The sequence below is a fragment of the Bradyrhizobium nanningense genome, assembly GCF_004114535.1.
Lineage (GTDB): Bacteria > Pseudomonadota > Alphaproteobacteria > Rhizobiales > Xanthobacteraceae > Bradyrhizobium > Bradyrhizobium nanningense.
On the sequence record NZ_LBJC01000070.1, the window covers coordinates 19708 to 35539 of the forward strand.

General features: G+C 55.1%; 14 protein-coding genes. 9 read left to right on the top strand and 5 right to left on the bottom strand.

Annotated features, from left to right (window positions below; translation table 11 throughout):
- The first annotated feature begins 72 nt into the window (after positions 1-72).
- The 3 genes from XH84_RS32850 (at position 73) to XH84_RS32860 (ending at position 3724) form a co-directional block, all read left to right on the top strand.
- Positions 73-801 (top strand): hypothetical protein, encoded by a 729-nt coding sequence (locus XH84_RS32850; RefSeq protein ID WP_208757127.1) that lies wholly within the window; start codon positions 73-75, stop codon positions 799-801.
- A 1016-nt stretch (positions 802-1817) separates the two neighbouring features.
- On the top strand, positions 1818-2648 hold the full coding sequence (locus tag XH84_RS41970) for an O-antigen ligase family protein (RefSeq protein WP_430641997.1): 831 nt from the start codon (positions 1818-1820) through the stop codon (positions 2646-2648).
- Between the two features lie 17 nt (positions 2649-2665).
- Positions 2666-3724 (top strand): hypothetical protein, encoded by a 1059-nt coding sequence (locus XH84_RS32860; RefSeq protein WP_128918053.1) that lies wholly within the window; start codon positions 2666-2668, stop codon positions 3722-3724.
- 80 nt (positions 3725-3804) lie between these two features.
- Here XH84_RS32860 and XH84_RS32865 read toward each other — a convergent pair whose 3' ends face one another.
- The 4 genes from XH84_RS32865 to XH84_RS32880 all read right to left on the bottom strand — a co-directional run bounded on the left by XH84_RS32865 (position 3805) and on the right by XH84_RS32880 (position 8691).
- Complete coding sequence (locus XH84_RS32865) at positions 3805-4596, bottom strand: glycosyltransferase family 2 protein (protein WP_128918054.1); 792 nt, start codon at positions 4594-4596, stop codon at positions 3805-3807.
- A gap of 59 nt (positions 4597-4655) precedes the next feature.
- Positions 4656-5933, bottom strand: coding sequence for a hypothetical protein (locus tag XH84_RS32870; protein ID WP_128918055.1), 1278 nt, complete (start codon positions 5931-5933; stop codon positions 4656-4658).
- Between the two features lie 104 nt (positions 5934-6037).
- The gene (locus XH84_RS32875; protein ID WP_164936071.1) at positions 6038-7132 is read right to left on the bottom strand and encodes a glycosyltransferase; all 1095 of its coding nucleotides are present in this window, start codon (positions 7130-7132) and stop codon (positions 6038-6040) included.
- A gap of 173 nt (positions 7133-7305) precedes the next feature.
- On the bottom strand, positions 7306-8691 hold the full coding sequence (locus XH84_RS32880) for an undecaprenyl-phosphate glucose phosphotransferase (RefSeq protein WP_245471942.1): 1386 nt from the start codon (positions 8689-8691) through the stop codon (positions 7306-7308).
- A gap of 357 nt (positions 8692-9048) precedes the next feature.
- Between XH84_RS32880 and XH84_RS32885 the strand changes: the two genes are divergently transcribed.
- The 5 genes from XH84_RS32885 to XH84_RS32905 all read left to right on the top strand — a co-directional run bounded on the left by XH84_RS32885 (position 9049) and on the right by XH84_RS32905 (position 14037).
- Positions 9049-10056, top strand: a complete 1008-nt coding sequence (locus tag XH84_RS32885) for an ABC transporter substrate-binding protein (protein WP_245471943.1) — start codon at positions 9049-9051, stop codon at positions 10054-10056.
- 210 nt (positions 10057-10266) lie between these two features.
- A complete protein-coding gene (locus XH84_RS32890; RefSeq protein ID WP_235885170.1) occupies positions 10267-10539 on the top strand; it encodes a hypothetical protein in 273 nt (90 codons plus the stop codon).
- A gap of 278 nt (positions 10540-10817) precedes the next feature.
- On the top strand, positions 10818-11792 hold the full coding sequence (locus XH84_RS32895) for a GDP-L-fucose synthase family protein (RefSeq protein WP_128918057.1): 975 nt from the start codon (positions 10818-10820) through the stop codon (positions 11790-11792).
- Positions 11793-11825: 33 nt separating this feature from the next.
- Entirely contained in the window at positions 11826-13022 is a 1197-nt protein-coding gene (locus XH84_RS32900) for a glycosyltransferase family 4 protein (protein WP_128918058.1), read from the top strand.
- Positions 13023-13047: 25 nt separating this feature from the next.
- A complete protein-coding gene (locus XH84_RS32905; RefSeq protein ID WP_128918059.1) occupies positions 13048-14037 on the top strand; it encodes an NAD-dependent epimerase/dehydratase family protein in 990 nt (329 codons plus the stop codon).
- A 107-nt stretch (positions 14038-14144) separates the two neighbouring features.
- Here the strand turns inward: XH84_RS32905 and gmd are convergent, their stop codons facing one another.
- Complete coding sequence (gmd, locus tag XH84_RS32910) at positions 14145-15236, bottom strand: GDP-mannose 4,6-dehydratase (RefSeq protein ID WP_128918060.1); 1092 nt, start codon at positions 15234-15236, stop codon at positions 14145-14147.
- Positions 15237-15466: 230 nt separating this feature from the next.
- Here gmd and XH84_RS32915 point away from each other — a divergent pair.
- Positions 15467-15832 (top strand): sugar phosphate nucleotidyltransferase (locus XH84_RS32915; protein WP_245471944.1); only part of this gene is annotated, 366 nt, incomplete at its 3' end.

Genomic DNA, 15832 nt, shown 5'->3' on the forward strand with positions numbered 1-15832 from the left:
TTGTATGCTCGCCATCATAAGGAGCCGCGTAGCGGCGTTTTTGTGCATGAGAGATGCCAATCAATGGTGCCTATGCGCGTACTGCTGCCGATACTTGGTCTAGTTGGAGTGATCTGGACTATCGTGACGCTTCCCACCTTCTCTGTGGGGACACCAGCCCGGAAAATCGCTGAGCGTATCCTCGCCAACGACCGCTTCAAACCCCCGATGCTGAACGAGATTAGAGCTAGGATTGAGACGTACCCGACGTCTGTCCTCAACCGGAGCGATATTTCCCGTGCAAGAGCACTGATCGTGTTGAGTGTGGCCGAAGATGCTGCGCTCAAGAATACCGGCGAACGAGATCACCATCGGGCTGCTGCTGACGAAAAAATTAGAGCGTCACTCCTGTTGAATCCGTCAGATTCATTTCTTTGGTTCGTATGGTACTCTCTGAAGATGAGTGTGGAAGGATTCGATGAGAGAAGTCTACGCTATCTCGAATTTAGCTATGCTTCCGCCCCTCTAGAGGCTTGGATAGCGCTACGACGGAACAGTGTTGGATTGGCCGTACTTCCGCTTGTCGGCGAAGAAGCCCGTCAACGAATATTGCTCGAATTCGCTGCACTAGTTGACGGTGGATTCCATCAGGCTGCAGCTATCAATCTAACCGGAGTGGGTTGGTCGGAACGAGTTCTGTTGCTGTCAACTTTGACACACGTAGATATCATCGCTCGCGAGGCGTTCGCGAGAGTTTTAGCTAGAGAGGGTGTGAAGGTGTCGGTGCCGGGTGTGCAGACTGATGAAAGAGTGTGGCGATGATCGGAACAGGGGGCAATCGAACCGATTGTCGCGTATCGGTCCGATGGATATTGCTCGCGCTGCCCTTATGTCATCCTTCGGTGGCAAGCGGTCAAATAAGCACAGCTCCGTCGCCCCGATTTACAATGCAGGGGCCTGCAGATTCGTCAAAATCTACGATTGTTCGCGATGGACTTAACCGACCCTGCCTCGACGTAGAGGCAATAAGCCGCGCACACATCGTCAATCCGGATATGATTGACCACGTTGTCAGCGTCAAGAATAAATGTCCGCGGAGTATCAAAGTGAAGATCTGCTATTTCGAGACCGATCGCTGCAAAGAACTGGATATTCGGCCGTATGATCGCGTCGACGCGCTCCTTGGCACGATGACGAAAGTAACAAGATTCCGGTATTCGCTCATTCAAAAATAGCGATTCTCGCGCTCCTAGATGTCGCCACCAGGAGGACCTCATCTCCTCGAGAAGCGATCATTGAACTGATCATCCATGCTTGTCTCGGATTTGGTATTAGGCACCATAAGTCGCATACTGCAGGCTCAACAAATGAAGCGAGATGCAAACAATTCTAGGTTAGGACTGCAACGTATCGTTGCGCTTTCCTTTGTACTATATTTTTCAGCGCAGATCTGGCCACTTCAGTATTACACCAATTGGCAGTCTGCGATTGATAATTTCGTAACTGAACAGAATAGCTTCTTTCAAGTTGTTTCGATCGTCGGGCTCATGGGGCCGGTCATGCTCCAGTACGTTCTGGCTCGACCTGGTGACGACATTTCTCCGCTTGTGTGGAATGGCAATGCGTTATTGCTCTGGGTCGGTTTGCAGCTTTGGCTCTTGTCTTCCGCAGTCTGGTCCATAAGCCCTGGCTCCACTGCAATATATGCCGTGTTTTTGGTGTTCATATTTTCAGCATTCGTTTGTTTTTGGCGAATGTCAGGGCGGGAAATGGCATTTGAACTTGGAGCATTCGCGATATTAGGAGGCCTCGCATTTCTGACTATTCGGCTTCCATTGATGAACCGCAGCCTGGGAGGTATCACTCCAAATCTCATCGGGCACTATGGTCTTGCTGTCATTGTTCTGAGCACATTCTCTCGGAGGCTTATAAGGGGTGGGTTGATAAGTGCTGGGCTCGCTTTGATTTACTATTCTCAGGCGAGAACAGTACTGGTCAGCGCGCTCCTATTTTTGGTCTTCGTTTATGGCGTCGCACCCCATCTATCTCGAAGAAATTTGCACCTATTTATTGGGTTAGTAGTCGGGACGGTCATAGCGATTCTCGCATTGGCGCCCCTTCTCCTTCCGTATGTGACGGAGTTCACTTCCGCGGCGACGAGTGTCGCAAACGATGTCGAACGAGGGGCCGCAAGTGGCCTAAGTGGCAGGACGTTGCTTTGGCAACTCGGTATTCGCGCTTTAGAAGATCACGAACTTTTGGGCTATGGATTTAGGACACGGGGCCCAGTCATTCTAAGCCAGACCGCGACAGTGAATGGTCATAGCGGGTTGATCAACGCGGCGTTAGATTCTGGCTTTATCGGCGCCTTTTTGCTCTTGGCCGTGATCTGCACATCAACGTACCAGGCCTCAGTCGAGTATGTTCGCTTTAGATCGACCGACGCGCTTATTGTGTTCGGCTTTCTGCTGTCCTATTTGCCGACGCTGGCAGTAGAGCCCAACTATTTCAACTTCTCACATCCGACGTCGATACTCTTCATCTTGTGTTTGGTTAGAGGTGTGCTTGTCAGTACCAAGGGGCCTCTGACACACGGAAGCCGAATCATGTCGTCGACTCCAGCGAGATCGGCCGCGCGATCTGCTAGAAAAACAATCACAGCGCGGTGAGCCTGCTCGAGAGGTCGATGGTGCAAAATAGGAGGCAGACTCTTGCAGGTGCCGTTGCGTTCGTCGGTGGCGCTGCATTTTCGCCAGACGTTGCTGTTATCGAGGACTTCGGTAGCAAGGTCAGAACAGGAAGAGACGACACCGAGGCTATCAAATCGGCGCTGAATAGTGGCACACGCTTTATCGCTGCCGCCCCTAACAAGAAGCTTTCAGACCGATATTCAATCTCCGAAACTATCCACTTGCCGCCGGGAGTGTCATTCGATGGACGCAATATTCCCATCTCGACTAAAGAGCCGATTCGCGTTCTGTCGGTTGACGCTGACGAGGCTCATGGCAATCGGGAAGGTGAAGTTAATAATCTAATCATTGACGGCGGGCGGCGCGCTAGTTGCGGGCTTTACGTCGGGCTAGCTGTTCACAGGACCTTTCGTAACATCACCGTGAGGGGTGTCAGCGGAGATGCCATAATCGTTGACGCTGGGCAGAATAATTTGTTCGAAAATCTAAACACCGAAGACTGCCAAGTGGCGCTTCGCCTCTGTAACGGAGCTGCAAACAATCTATTTGTTCGTTGCTCATTCTCTGATGCTAGCCTTAGAAACATTATTCTTGGCCGTTCCCCAGAACTGGGTGGGGCTCGCTGGAAGATGTTCGACAATCACCCGTGTCAAAACACTTTCGAGAGAATTATCGCCGAGTACGGTCGTGCCGAGATCGTCGTGGATGTTGATAGTGGCAGGTTCAACAGCTTTCGCGATATCGTGATATCGGGTGGAGGGCGATCGGGTCCGAGTTTGCGTCTCGGCAAGGAGAGTAGCCTAAATCACTTCGACCGGCCATACGTGGGTGGTGGAGGTGGGCACACGGGAGTTCTTCAAGAGGGGTTTGGGAACAGTTTCGATACCCCTATTTTTGAAGGGTTTGCAAATGGATCCACCGTTCTTGTATCGCGCGGTCAGACTAGGGTGTCAGGATTCCCCCATTGGAAGGCGAGCAATCTACAGCTGAAGCCCGAGGGAGGTGGCCGGATAATGTTGGGGCAGGATACGGATGTCCCCAGTTCGGGAAAATGACCAACGGCTTGTCTTAGATGGCAATTCGTATTCACTACGGTCCTTTCCAAAAAAGATTCCCTCTCGAGCAAGGCTCGCGATCAAGCGCGGGTTTCGCTCTTAACTAGCCACTTTGTTAATTCAAACCATGCGTACATAATTGAGAAAACAAGACCTTGGCGGCCGTCGCGAAATCCGCCGCAGACGAGATAGTGATACAGAAAACGAATAAGTGGTCGAAGCAGATTGTCGGGGACCAAAAGACTCAATCGCATACGTCTCGTGGTGCCAGCATTGATCTGCTTCAGCTGATTGGCCTCAAGTGAGGCAAGTCCGACGTGCTTCGTAAGCCAATGCTGAATTCCGTGGCTTATAATATAGTGTCGGTATGGGATATCTAAGAAATGAGTTTTGAGGTCTCTCGTAGAGTCGATCATCTCTCCATGACCTGATTGGTTTTGAGAGAATCGAGCACGCGACGTTCTAGCAATCCGCGGATGGTATATGGGGTAACCAGGCGCATGCCTTAGGGGCTTATGATTGAGATAGATGGTTTGAGATACGTAGATGACATCGATATCCGATTGCTGAGCGGTTCTATCAACAAAGGAAAAAACTGCTGGGTCGAACTCTTCGTCAGCATCGATGAACGTCAACCATTCGTATTGAGCTCTCAGCGTATCAATTGCGAAATTTCTCTGATCGGCAAATCCGGTCCAGCTCCGCGTGAGAACCGTTGCTCCTGCAGATTCGGCGATCACTTTGGTCTCGTCCGTGCTTCCTGAGTCGATCACGTAGACATTGCAGTGCTGTTTGTGTTGCTTGATGCACCCAGCGATATTCCCCTCCTCGTTCTTTGCGAGGATTACTATGGCCATAGATGCCTTGCTCATGGTGTGTTTCCTAAGGTCCAGGTCGACGTGCTTACCTGGAGTTTAGTCTCTATTGTCAGCTAGCTTTGAAGGTCCCCTCTTGGGGCTAGCAGTCGTGTGACGATGGTCCAATTTCCAATGATGCAAATCAATGCGAATATCAAGTTCGATAGAATCGAGGACACTATCAGTCCCGTACTTAGATCATTCAATCTGAGCATCTGCTCCACAAACAAGTAGGCTGCGAAGAAGATTGTTGATGCACCCATTGCGAAGTTTAAGATTCGTAATTGGCCGACTGAAATGCACAGCCATTCACTGATTCCGGAGAAGTAGGTTAGAGCGATCGACAGTGAGAGTAATGCGTGCCATCGCGGATCAAAGGGAATGTTGTAGGCCGACGTATAGTAGTACACAGCCAGGACCACGAAGCATCCGTACAGAAAGAAGGCTGCAAGGTTGACCAACGCGGTCAGACGGAATGTTCGGATCCATCGATAATTGATGTGCTGGCTGCTACGGACGTTGTAGAGAGTTGATCGCATCGAATCAAAAACGACCAGGGTCACGATCGAAGCATTGGTCGCAGCGAATGAATAGATGGTATAGCCTGGTGCGGCAGCCTCGGCTGTGCTCACTATTAGGCGACCTGAGAGATTTTGAATCCAGGCGCACAGTGGAAGAAAAGAAAAATGAAGGGCGAACGTTGCCGTTTCGCGGAAGCCTTGGGCGCTGCTCCAGAGCTTTCGCAGTTCCCGAACTAGCTGATATTTGTCAGCGAAGATCAGTAAGCCAAGGAAGCTTATAATCAGCGAGGCTGCTGAGATCGAGAGCAAGAATTGATCAAAATTGGTCGACTTGAAGATGGTGCCGATGCCGAATAGGGCTGCTGCCGAAAGAAGCCGAATGGCGCCAGCCATGCCAAGATAATAAGAATTGTCCACCGATCTTGCAGTCGTGATAAAATGTTCTGAAGCGAGATAAAGCACTATTGAGCAGACCGTCGGGGTGTGCAGCAGTGCATATGCGGTACCGTTCGGGTCTCCCAGGGCATGAACTGCTAAGCTAATGAAGATCAGCAGTGCGGCCTGCATCAGAAACAGTGCGCTAGTAATCGGTATAAATCGGTACTCGCGAGTGTCGGCACCTGTAAAAATGAGCCGCCCGTGCGCGAATGGAGTGCTGCAAAATAGGACATAACCAATCAACATTTGCATTGAGGTGTACTGTCCGTACCGGACAATATCTGATTGTCCCCCATATGTTAGAAGTGCAACGAGAAATAGGAGAGACTGTCCCTTGGTGGTGAGGGCAATTGCCGCTGAGGCAACCGCACGTAACAGGCGATGTCGTGTCATTGAGGTCTCGGGGCGGCGATTCATTCGAGCGAATCGCTTGCTCTTGTTTCGGCTATGTGGCTCGCCGCGCTTTTTACTCGAGGGGCCGTTGGGCGAGCTACAGTTTACTTTCGCCCTCGGGCGAACGTTTCTGCGAGGTCCAAGAATCGGCTAATCTCACTTGCGGATCCTGCGCTGTCGAAATTCATTGCGTAGTTCCGGCAAGCGGAGGGAGGCGCCAAGGGCTTATCAGAATTGCGAAGATTGCTTAGAAGGGCCACGATTTCACTATCGTTCTCTGGAAGAAAAAAGCCAATTCCTTGTGTTTCGAGATCACGCCAGGCCAATCGCTGACTGATCAGGACAGGGCGCCCAACGGCGAGAGCTTCCGGAACTACATTCCCAAAGTTTTCGCGGAGTGTTCCTTCCAAGCCTGATGGGAGCACGAGCGCGTCTGATCTGCCGACAATCTGGAACGTGGTAGCTCTATCGCGTTCTCCGAAGAAAACAAAGCGCGGGTCGTCTCTGAATTCTTCCACTAACGCTCGTCCATAGCGATCATCCTGGCCGCCAATTATCTGCAGAACGTCTCCCTCGCCTGCGAATGACTTCCAGATGCGGCTAAAACGATAAATTCCTTTATCCTTGTGTAGGCGACCGACAAAGGTCAGACGAAGATTCTTGCTGTGTGCCCCAGCAGGTGGAATTTGAGGGATCGAGGATATATCCTGGTAGTTAGGCGTAATCAGTATGGGCTTGTTCAACACCTTCCTCACGTTCTCGGCCTCGAACTCAGAAGAGCAGTTGAGAAAACAAGCGCGCTTCAAGAACGGTAAAATGGCGTACCGGAATAGCAGCCATTTGAGGTGTTTTGATTTGAGTTCAACCAAGCGGTCTTCAAGTAATCCGCCGTGAGCGTGGAAAGCGAAAGGCTTCTGAAAAAGCCAAGCGCCGATGGCTGCTAACGTCGTAGGCCACGTCATGATTCCGGCAGAATAAACAAAATCCGCATGGCGAATGTTTTGGAGTAACAGTGGGATAGCTGCCCAGCTGAACGCGCTCTTGTCTCTATTGCTGGAAGAATAGAGGGCGACTTCATGCGCAAAGTCGATGTCACGTTCACTGATGTGTCCTGTCTCTCGGCATGCATCACTAGCGATAACACACAGATCGGTTTGCGTTCCAGACGCCAGAAGCTCGAAGAAGGTGCGCGCGGTCACGGCAACTCCACCCCAACCTCTTGCAGGGAGCAGATGTGTCGCTACCGCCAAAACTCTCATTTTAGTTCTTGCCGACATTTTCCTCGTCAGACTAGTAACGTGACTTTGTGGCGCTCAAATTGTGAAGCGCCAGCAAGCCCTACATTCGGCAAGAACTCTCATCGTGAAGCAGTCTAGTACGCATTTGGTGCCCGCAAACTCGTGACTAGCGTCAAGACAATTACCTTCAGATCCAGAGTAAGGCCCCAGTTGTTAATGTACCACAGATCATACTCCACGCGCTTCTGCATCAGGTCGAGCGTGCGGGTTTCTCCGCGGTAACCATTAACCTGGGCCCAGCCGGTGATGCCGGGCTTGACGTGGTGGCGGAAGGCGTAGTTGCCGATGATCTGCTCATATTCGGTGTTGTGGGCGGCCGCGTGCGGGCGGGGGCCGACCAGCGACATGTCGCCCTTGAGCACGTTGAAGAGCTGCGGCAGCTCATCGATCGAAGTCTTGCGCAGCCATTTGCCGATTGGCGTGACGCGCGGGTCGTTCTTCTGCGCCTGCACGATCGTCGGGCCGTCCTCCAGCACGCGCATGGTGCGGAACTTGAAGATCTTGAACGCGCGTCCGCCGAAGCCGTGGCGGGTCTGGCGGAAGAACACCGGGCCCTTCGAGCTCAGCTTGATCAGGATCGCGGTCACCAGCATCACCGGCGCGAACACGAAAAGCGCAACGCTGGCGCCGACGAGATCGAGCGTCCGCTTGAGCGCCCGCTCCTTCCAGGATAGCGGCGCGCGGCGCAGCTCGGCGGTGAACGTGTTGCCGGTGCTCACCAGCGGATAGCGCAGGAACCGCGCGGCGTTGGGGTCCGGCACCAGATGCACGGGGATCGGCAGGATCTTCAGCGCGTCCAGAATGCTGTCGATCGCGTGCTGCCGGCTCCAGTTCATCAGCAGGAAGACGTGCTCGATCCGGTGCTCGCGCGCAAACGCGATCAGTTCTTCGAAGCGCGGCGCCAGCTGCGACAGCAGCAGCGGCGAGGCGAGGTCCTTTGCCGGGATCTCCATCACCCGCACCAGGCGGTAGCCGTGCTGGCCGAGGTCGTCGACCGCGTTGGAGGAGCTCGCAAGGCCGAACTCGGCGATCATGATGGCGCGGCCGTTGGCGAAGGCGCCGGTGCGCAAGGCATGCGCGGTCCAGCGCGCGGCGATCGCTTTCCAGGCGAGGAGGAGGGTGAGGCCGACCAGATAGAACGAGATAGCGGCGCCGCGGGAGAACTCCTCGCTGACCTTCATCGTGAAGGCGATCGCCAGCAGCGCGCCGAACAAGCCGGTCCAGGTCGCCAGCGTCAGCCGGAACGTGCGCGGCAGGTTCGTGATGTTCTTCAGGCGGTAGCCGTGTTGCACGGTTGTCAGCAGGATGAAATTGACGGCGACGAGAACGCTCGCCCCCGCATAGACGTCGGCTTTGCCGATGACGCCGGCGCTCGCCAAGAGATAGCCGACCGCGCAGCCAATCCCGCTGAAAACGATCAGCGCCGCATCCACCACCGCCATCGCCCGTTCGACAACCACAGGTCGTAGCCAGCTCGGCGCGGAGCCTGCAGCTGTATCCGCCGCCGGCTCGACCACGTCAATTTTCGCCGCAGAATCAGCGACAGGCACCGGCCGTGTGGAAAGAATAGTCATCCTGCCAAATCCATTGACGCAAAATTCATTTACCGAACGCGCTGTGCTATCGGTCAAAATCGCTGTTAAAACAAGGCGAAGGAAAAGTTAACCTTACCCCACAAGCTGAAATTGTAGCCCATCTCACCCTCGTTGATATGTTAAATTTCGCAACCTGTTAGGAAGATCTCGTTGCCTCGAACCCAGTCCCGGCGGCGGACCCGGCCGAGAGGAAAGCGCGCCCTCGCCATTGGCCTTGCTGCCGTGGCCTTGGCCGGAACCGCGCTTCTCCTTCTTCACCCCGATGCGGCGCCCGTACGCGCTCCGACGGCCTCGACCGCCGCTGCGGTCAAGCTGCTCGTGGAAGGGCCATATAGCGCGCGATTTGCCGGCGAACTTGCAGCATCGAGGCAGGGATTTTTCTCTTCCCGCATCGAGTTGGCCGCCCAACCCGATCCAGACTTCGTCCAAACTGTTGCACGTCAACATGCCATCGGCGTGACGAGTGGCCAGAAGTTCTTGCTGGCAACCTGGCGGGGCGTTCCCGTGACGGCCTTTGCCGCGAGCTTCCTTGATACCTCCGTCGCGATTTTCACGCTCGAAAGCTCGGGCCTGCGGCGGCCGGCTGATCTCGTCGGAAAGCGGGTCGGATACCGCAGGGCGAGCGAAGGCGACGTTGCCTTCGACGCCATGATGGCGCAGCTCGGACTGCCCCGGAGCCAGATCACCAAGGTGCCGGACCGCGACAGCTTCGACGCTCTGCGAGCCGGCGAGGTGGATGCCATCATCGCCGCAATCGACGAGCAACCGGATCCGACCAGTTCGGCCTTCGTGAAGCTGAATGTCATCAAACCGCAAGACTACGGTATCCATGTCCCTGGCTTGGTTTACTTCGCGAGCAACGCTCTCGTCCATGAACAGCCATCCATGATTGCCGATGTCCTTCAGGGCGTCATTCGCGGATGGCAATTCACCTACGCGGACTATGCACGGAGCGTGCCCGTTCTCGCTGGTACCGGACCGGTCAGGTTGAATTCCGACCGGCTGCGATTCGAGCTGCAGCAGCAACGCCCGCTGGTGCTTCCCACCGGCGGCCGTATCGGCGACTACGACGAAAGCCGCTGGCGGACGCTGCGGGATATCCTTCTCTTTGCCAAACTCGGCGAGGAAGACGTGCCTCTGGCCCAGACGGTCAACTACCAGTTCCTTCGGGATGTGTACCGCCGTTCACCCGACCTCGCCGCCCCGGGCGCCTGGAGCGAGGAAAAATAGGACCGAGAAGCCACACCTGCGCGCCATATCGTCCCGAAAGGCCCTCGGCTGCCCCGGCATCGGTTGCAATTGCGCCGGCGGCCTTGGTAAAGTTCGGTTCGCTATTTGGGCTAGTCGCGGCAGTGGCCTTACGCACCGGCGGCGTCGGTCAGCTGGGATCTGACGAGCGCGGTCGGGGTCAAATCCGCAAGGGGCGAGGAGCTATTTTGGATGTTTAAGACGTTGATCCGAGCAGGCCTTTTGGCCGCAACTGTTACCTTCTGCGCGGCGAGCGGAGCGAGCGCCGCGATGCAGATGCCCGCACCGGCAGCCCTGCTCACGGGCGAAAGCCAGGCAACGCCTGTGACGTTCTGGGCGCAGCCGTATCCCTACCGTTATGTGCCGTGGCGCCGTTGCCCGTTGGTGCGGGTCGAGACGCCCTATGGCTGGTACATGGACCGGGTTTGCGCGCCTGTCGGCCCCGTGCTGCGCCGGGCATACTGAGGTTGAGCTAACCCGGGCGGCGGCTGCCGTTTTCATCGATCTTCGAGGCAGCCGCACAGCCGATGCGGCTGCCTTGCTCGTTTTTGTTTCAGTGTGTGCTGACCTTTTGTGCGCGCAGCGCAGGTTCATCATGAATATCTTTGCCTGGCCGGGCAGGCTGTCGCATGGTGAAGATTGTGTTACCTGTCTGGCGGGGCTGCATCGGCAGCGTGATTGCGTAATGCGGCGGTAACTGGATCGCTGATGATCCGGCGAACCGAACGCTTTTAGAGGATACGATGACAGGGGCTTCAACCTACGATCTCTCGGGCAAACGTGTCTTTGTCGCGGGTCACCGGGGCATGGTCGGATCGGCTGTCGTCCGCAGGCTTGCGTCCGAGAATTGCACCGTCCTGACGGCCGATCGCCGCGAACTCGATCTCACAAAGGAAGAGCCTACGCTGAGATGGCTCGAGGCCAATCGTCCCGAGGTCGTGGTTCACGCCGCGGCAAAAGTCGGCGGTATCGCAGCCAACAACAATTTCCCGGTCGACTTTCTCTGCGACAACCTTGCGCTAGAGTTGAGCGTGATCCGCGCAAGTCACGCGGTTGGTGTGCAGCGTCTGCTGTTCCTCGGCTCGTCTTGCATCTATCCCAAGCACGCCAAGCAGCCGATCGCCGAAAGCGAATTGCTGACCGGGCCGCTTGAACCGACCAATGAGTGGTACGCGATCGCCAAGATTGCCGGCCTCAAGATGTGCCAGGCCTATCGTCGGCAATTTGGCGATGATTTCATCTCGGCCATGCCGACCAATCTTTATGGCCGCGGCGACAATTATCATCCGGATCACAGCCACGTCCCGGCCGCGTTGATCCGGCGCTTCCATGAAGCCAAGCTCGCCAATGCTCCCAGCGTCTCGGTATGGGGCACCGGTACGCCGCTTCGCGAGTTCCTCAACGTCGAGGACTTTGCCGATGCCTGCGTTTTCCTCCTGAAGAATTACTCAAGTGATCTTCCGATCAATGTCGGCAGTGGAGACGAGTTGTCGATTGCTGACTTTGCGGCAGCGGTTGCGGACGTTGTGGGCTACAGGGGCAAGCTGGTCTTCGACACGTCTAAACCCGATGGTACGCCACGCAAGCTGCTAGATAGCTCTAGGATTAGAGCGCTCGGCTGGCGGCCGAACACCTCTCTCCGGTCCGGTCTCGCGGCGGCCTACGACGATTTCCTGCAGAGTGGGGGTCGCAGGCTGGATGCGATCGTCGGGTCGTAGGTCGTAATTGCGGTTGCACTGGGATTTTTAATTTTGACAAAGACTATTCTTTATCTGTCTCCTTATTTTTGGCCGGAAGAGATAGGGTCCGCGCCCTATTGTACCGACCTTGCAAGGTATTTGCAGGGGGCGGGGCATCGGCTGCACACAATAGCTTTTCGACCGCATTATCCCACGGCAGAAAATTTCCGTGCGTGGAGCGATGGAAGCCGCGACGAAGAGACGTTTGAAGACATCAAAGTATCTCGAATCGGCGTAAGCGAGAGGGGCGCCGGCGGCTTCAAAGAACGCGTGAAGAACGACATTCGCTTTGTAATTTCAGTTTGTCGAAAAGCGTTGCTTGGGCGTTTCAGCAGACCAGACGTTGTTATCGCCTACGTTCCAAGTAGTTTGACGGTCTTCGCTGCGTTATTGGTAAAACTTATCAGTGGCGCACAGGTGCTAACCATCGTTCACGATATCGAAAGTGGGCTAGCGCGGTCACTCGGTATTGCTAAGAACCCACTGATCTTGCGAATGATGGAGCGGGTGGAGAGCTTCGTACTCAACCGGTCGGATCGGGTTGTGGTACTGACAGAAGGAATGAAGAGCGAGCTTGAGAAGATCGGGTGTACGAGCCCGATCGACGTCATTTCTATTTGGGCTTCACCTGCGTCTGAATCGCCTGTTCCAGCTCACCCGCCAACATTGATGTATTCCGGAAATTTTGGAAAGAAGCAGAATCTAGATCAGCTTCTACCATTGATCAAACGCCTTTCACTCGAAAGGCCCGACGTCAACGTCGTGATGCAGGGAGACGGCTCAGAAAAAGACCGGATCATTCGCCTGTTTCAGCAGGCCGGGGTGACAAATACTAGGTTTGCGCCGCTGGTGGATGCAGACAAGTTCGTTCCTAGCCTGCAGGCGGCTTCGCTCCACATGGTGCCACAGGCGTTGGACGTGGCGAACTATGCATTGCCATCGAAGCTCTTCTCAATCATGGCGGCTGGACGACCGTATGTCTGTATAGCCGAGACCGGAAGTCCGCTCGACGTGCTCACGCAGCGCTCTGGAGCAGGAATTTGCGTTTCGCCCGGAGACGAGGATGGCTTGTTCGAGGCGGTCACCAGCCTTCTCGATAGCAAGGACGAGTTAGCGCGAAAAGGCGAGAACGGCCGCACTTTCGTGGCCGAGTGCATGAACAAGCAAACCATTATGAACCAATATCTCGCGCTTATTGGCAAGGCATGACATTTCAGGGAAGCAGGGGCATCTAATGGAGATCGGGGGCAGAATTGCTGTGATATTCGGCGGGCACGGATTCATCGGCTCACATCTTGCTCGTGAGCTTGTGAATTCAGGCAAATATGCTCGAGTCGTAAGCGCGGATATCGCGCCCCAGCCGAGATTCAGGACCAAAGGTGTCGAATATACATTTTGCGATGTAAGGTTGCCAATTCCGGCGGACTTAGCGCCTGGGGTTACTGAGATTTACAATCTTGCGGCAGTGCACGTTACTCCCGGCCCGGCGGACTGGGAGTACTACTGGACCAACGTATCCGGCGCCTTGAGCGTGACGCAGTATGCCCGGATCACAAAAGCGAAAACGTTGTTCTTTACAAGCTCGATCTCGATTTACGGCCCGAGTGAAGATGAGATCTCAGAGTTCTCGGATCCTAATCCGGAGAGTTCATACGGAAAATCGAAGCTTCTAGCCGAAGGTATTCATCAGAGTTGGCAACTAGAAGAGCCGAGAGACCGAAAGCTGGTGATTGTCCGGCCGGCCGTCGTATTTGGGTTTCAGGAACGGGGAAATTTCACCCGGTTAGCACGATCACTGGAGAGAAGGGCATTCTTCTATCCCGGCAGGAGAGACACCAAAAAAGCCTGCGGATACGTTAAAGATTTGGTCGCCTCATTGGAATTCGCTCGTCGCAGCGAAGAAATGCTGACAATTTACAATTTTGCGTTCGACGAACCGGTGACGACGGAAGGCATTTGCGCGGCCTTTTGCCGGGTGGCCAATTTGCCAGAGCCGAGGTTTACAATTCCGATAAGCTTGATTCTTCTGGGAGGGTTGGCGTTTGAGCTGCTTTCCAAGCTCGGCCTGAAGACCTCGATCAATCGAGCCCGTGTGCTCAAGCTTTTTAGGTCTACCAACATCGTTCCGAAAAAATTGCAGAACGATGGCTTCGTTCGACAATTTGACCTGGCGGCTGCTTTGCGCGACTGGCGCTCGCAGTCGCCCGCCGGACGGTTCGAGTAAGACCCGCGGGTCGGCCGCCCCAAGACCGTGCGATCCTTGCCAGAAGAGCTTCAGCGCTCTTCTGGCCGACCCCGAAAATTAGAGCGACGAGTCGAGCCTCACCGCTATCACTCGTGTCGCGGATAGTATCTAAAGCCGTGCTGCTTGATGAGTTCGTCCCGTTTTGCGGATTCGAGATCTTCCTTCATCATTTCTCGAACCAGGCTTTCGAACGACGTACTGGGCTTCCAGCCGAGTTTCTGCTTGGCCTTTGACGGATCGCCAAGAAGCGTCGCGACCTCGGTGGGGCGGAAATAGCGGGGATCGACGGAGACGACGCACTTGCCGGTCTTCGCGTCATATCCCTTTTCTTCGACGCCGCTTCCTTCCCAGCGGACCGTCATGCCGACTTCGCTTGCTGCGACATTGACAAAATCTCGGACCGAATGTTGCACGCCAGTAGCAATCACGAAATCCTCAGGCTTGTCCTGCTGCAGCATCAGCCATTGCATTTCGACGTAGTCACGGGCGTGTCCCCAATCGCGCAGGGCGTCCAGATTTCCTAGATAGAGCCTTTCCTGCAGTCCCAAATGGATGCGCGCCAAAGCACGCGTGATCTTTCGGGTCACGAAGGTCTCGCCGCGGACCGGAGATTCGTGGTTGAAGAGGATGCCATTACAAGCATACATCCCGTAAGCTTCTCGGTAATTGACCGTGATCCAATATGCATAGAGCTTGGCTACAGCGTACGGCGAACGCGGGTAGAAAGGCGTAGTCTCCTTTTGCGGGATTTCCTGGACTAAGCCATAGAGTTCGGAAGTCGACGCCTGGTAGAAACGGGTCGTTTTTTCCAAACCGACGATCCGCATCGCTTCGAGAATTCGAAGGGTGCCGAGGCCGTCAGAGTTCGCGGTGTATTCCGGTTCCTCGAAGGAAACGGCCACGTGACTTTGTGCTGCGAGATTGTAAATCTCGTGGGGCTGGACCTGGCCAACAATCCGGATCAGGCTCGAAGAGTCTGTCAGGTCGCCGTAGTGCAGGCGGAACGGCGGATTGGGTTCGTGCGGATCGAGGTAAAGATGGTCGATACGATCGGTATTGAACAGCGAAGTCCGTCGCTTGATGCCGTGGACCTCATATCCTTTTTCCAGGAGCAATTCAGCGAGATAGGCGCCGTCTTGGCCAGTTACGCCAGTAATAAGTGCACGTTTCTTTGTCATAATAATCTCTAGGTTGGGTACTCCGTACGTACTCGAAAACGGAGGCAATAGGGAGATGGGCTGGACCAAAAAAGCAAGCTTAGATTAACGGCTTTCGAGGTCTGCGGAATAGGCAACAGACTAGCCTTGATAAGGATATTTCGAGTTCACATCCCCAGTGTGAGATTGTGGCTCTCTATAGATGCTGTCTCTAATTTATAGAACTGGAATTTGGCGCGGAGCTTGAGATTTTGGACAAACGCATAATCCCCCTGATCATGTGCGGCGGCGCCGGCACGCGGCTGTGGCCGGCGTCGGGCGAGGTGCGGCCCAAGCAGTTCCTACCGCTGTTCGGCTCGCGCTCGACCTTCCAGGACACGCTGCTGCGCGTCTCCGATCCCTCGCTGTTCGACCGGTCGATCGTCATCACCAATGCGTCCTATCGCTTCATGGTGCTGGAGCAGCTCGCCGAGATCGGCATCGAGGCCGACGTGATCCTTGAGCCGATGCGGCGCGATTCAGGACCTGCGATCGCGGCCGGCGCGGTGTTCGCGCAGAACCGCGCCAGCGAAGCCATCGTGCTCGCGCTCGCCGCCGACCACGTCGTGCAGGACAAT

Bases quoted from the DNA above. Each gene is read 5' to 3' on its own strand.
- XH84_RS32850 (WP_208757127.1), top strand. From the start codon at position 73: ATGCGCGTACTGCTGCCGATACTTGGTCTAGTTGGAGTGATCTGGACT.
- XH84_RS41970 (WP_430641997.1), top strand. From the start codon at position 1,818: ATGAACCGCAGCCTGGGAGGTATCACTCCAAATCTCATCGGGCACTAT.
- XH84_RS32860 (WP_128918053.1), top strand. From the start codon at position 2,666: ATGGTGCAAAATAGGAGGCAGACTCTTGCAGGTGCCGTTGCGTTCGTC.
- XH84_RS32865 (WP_128918054.1), bottom strand. From the start codon at position 4,596: ATGAGCAAGGCATCTATGGCCATAGTAATCCTCGCAAAGAACGAGGAG.
- XH84_RS32870 (WP_128918055.1), bottom strand. From the start codon at position 5,933: ATGACACGACATCGCCTGTTACGTGCGGTTGCCTCAGCGGCAATTGCC.
- XH84_RS32890 (WP_235885170.1), top strand. From the start codon at position 10,267: ATGTTTAAGACGTTGATCCGAGCAGGCCTTTTGGCCGCAACTGTTACC.
- XH84_RS32895 (WP_128918057.1), top strand. From the start codon at position 10,818: ATGACAGGGGCTTCAACCTACGATCTCTCGGGCAAACGTGTCTTTGTC.
- XH84_RS32905 (WP_128918059.1), top strand. From the start codon at position 13,048: ATGGAGATCGGGGGCAGAATTGCTGTGATATTCGGCGGGCACGGATTC.
- gmd (WP_128918060.1), bottom strand. From the start codon at position 15,236: ATGACAAAGAAACGTGCACTTATTACTGGCGTAACTGGCCAAGACGGC.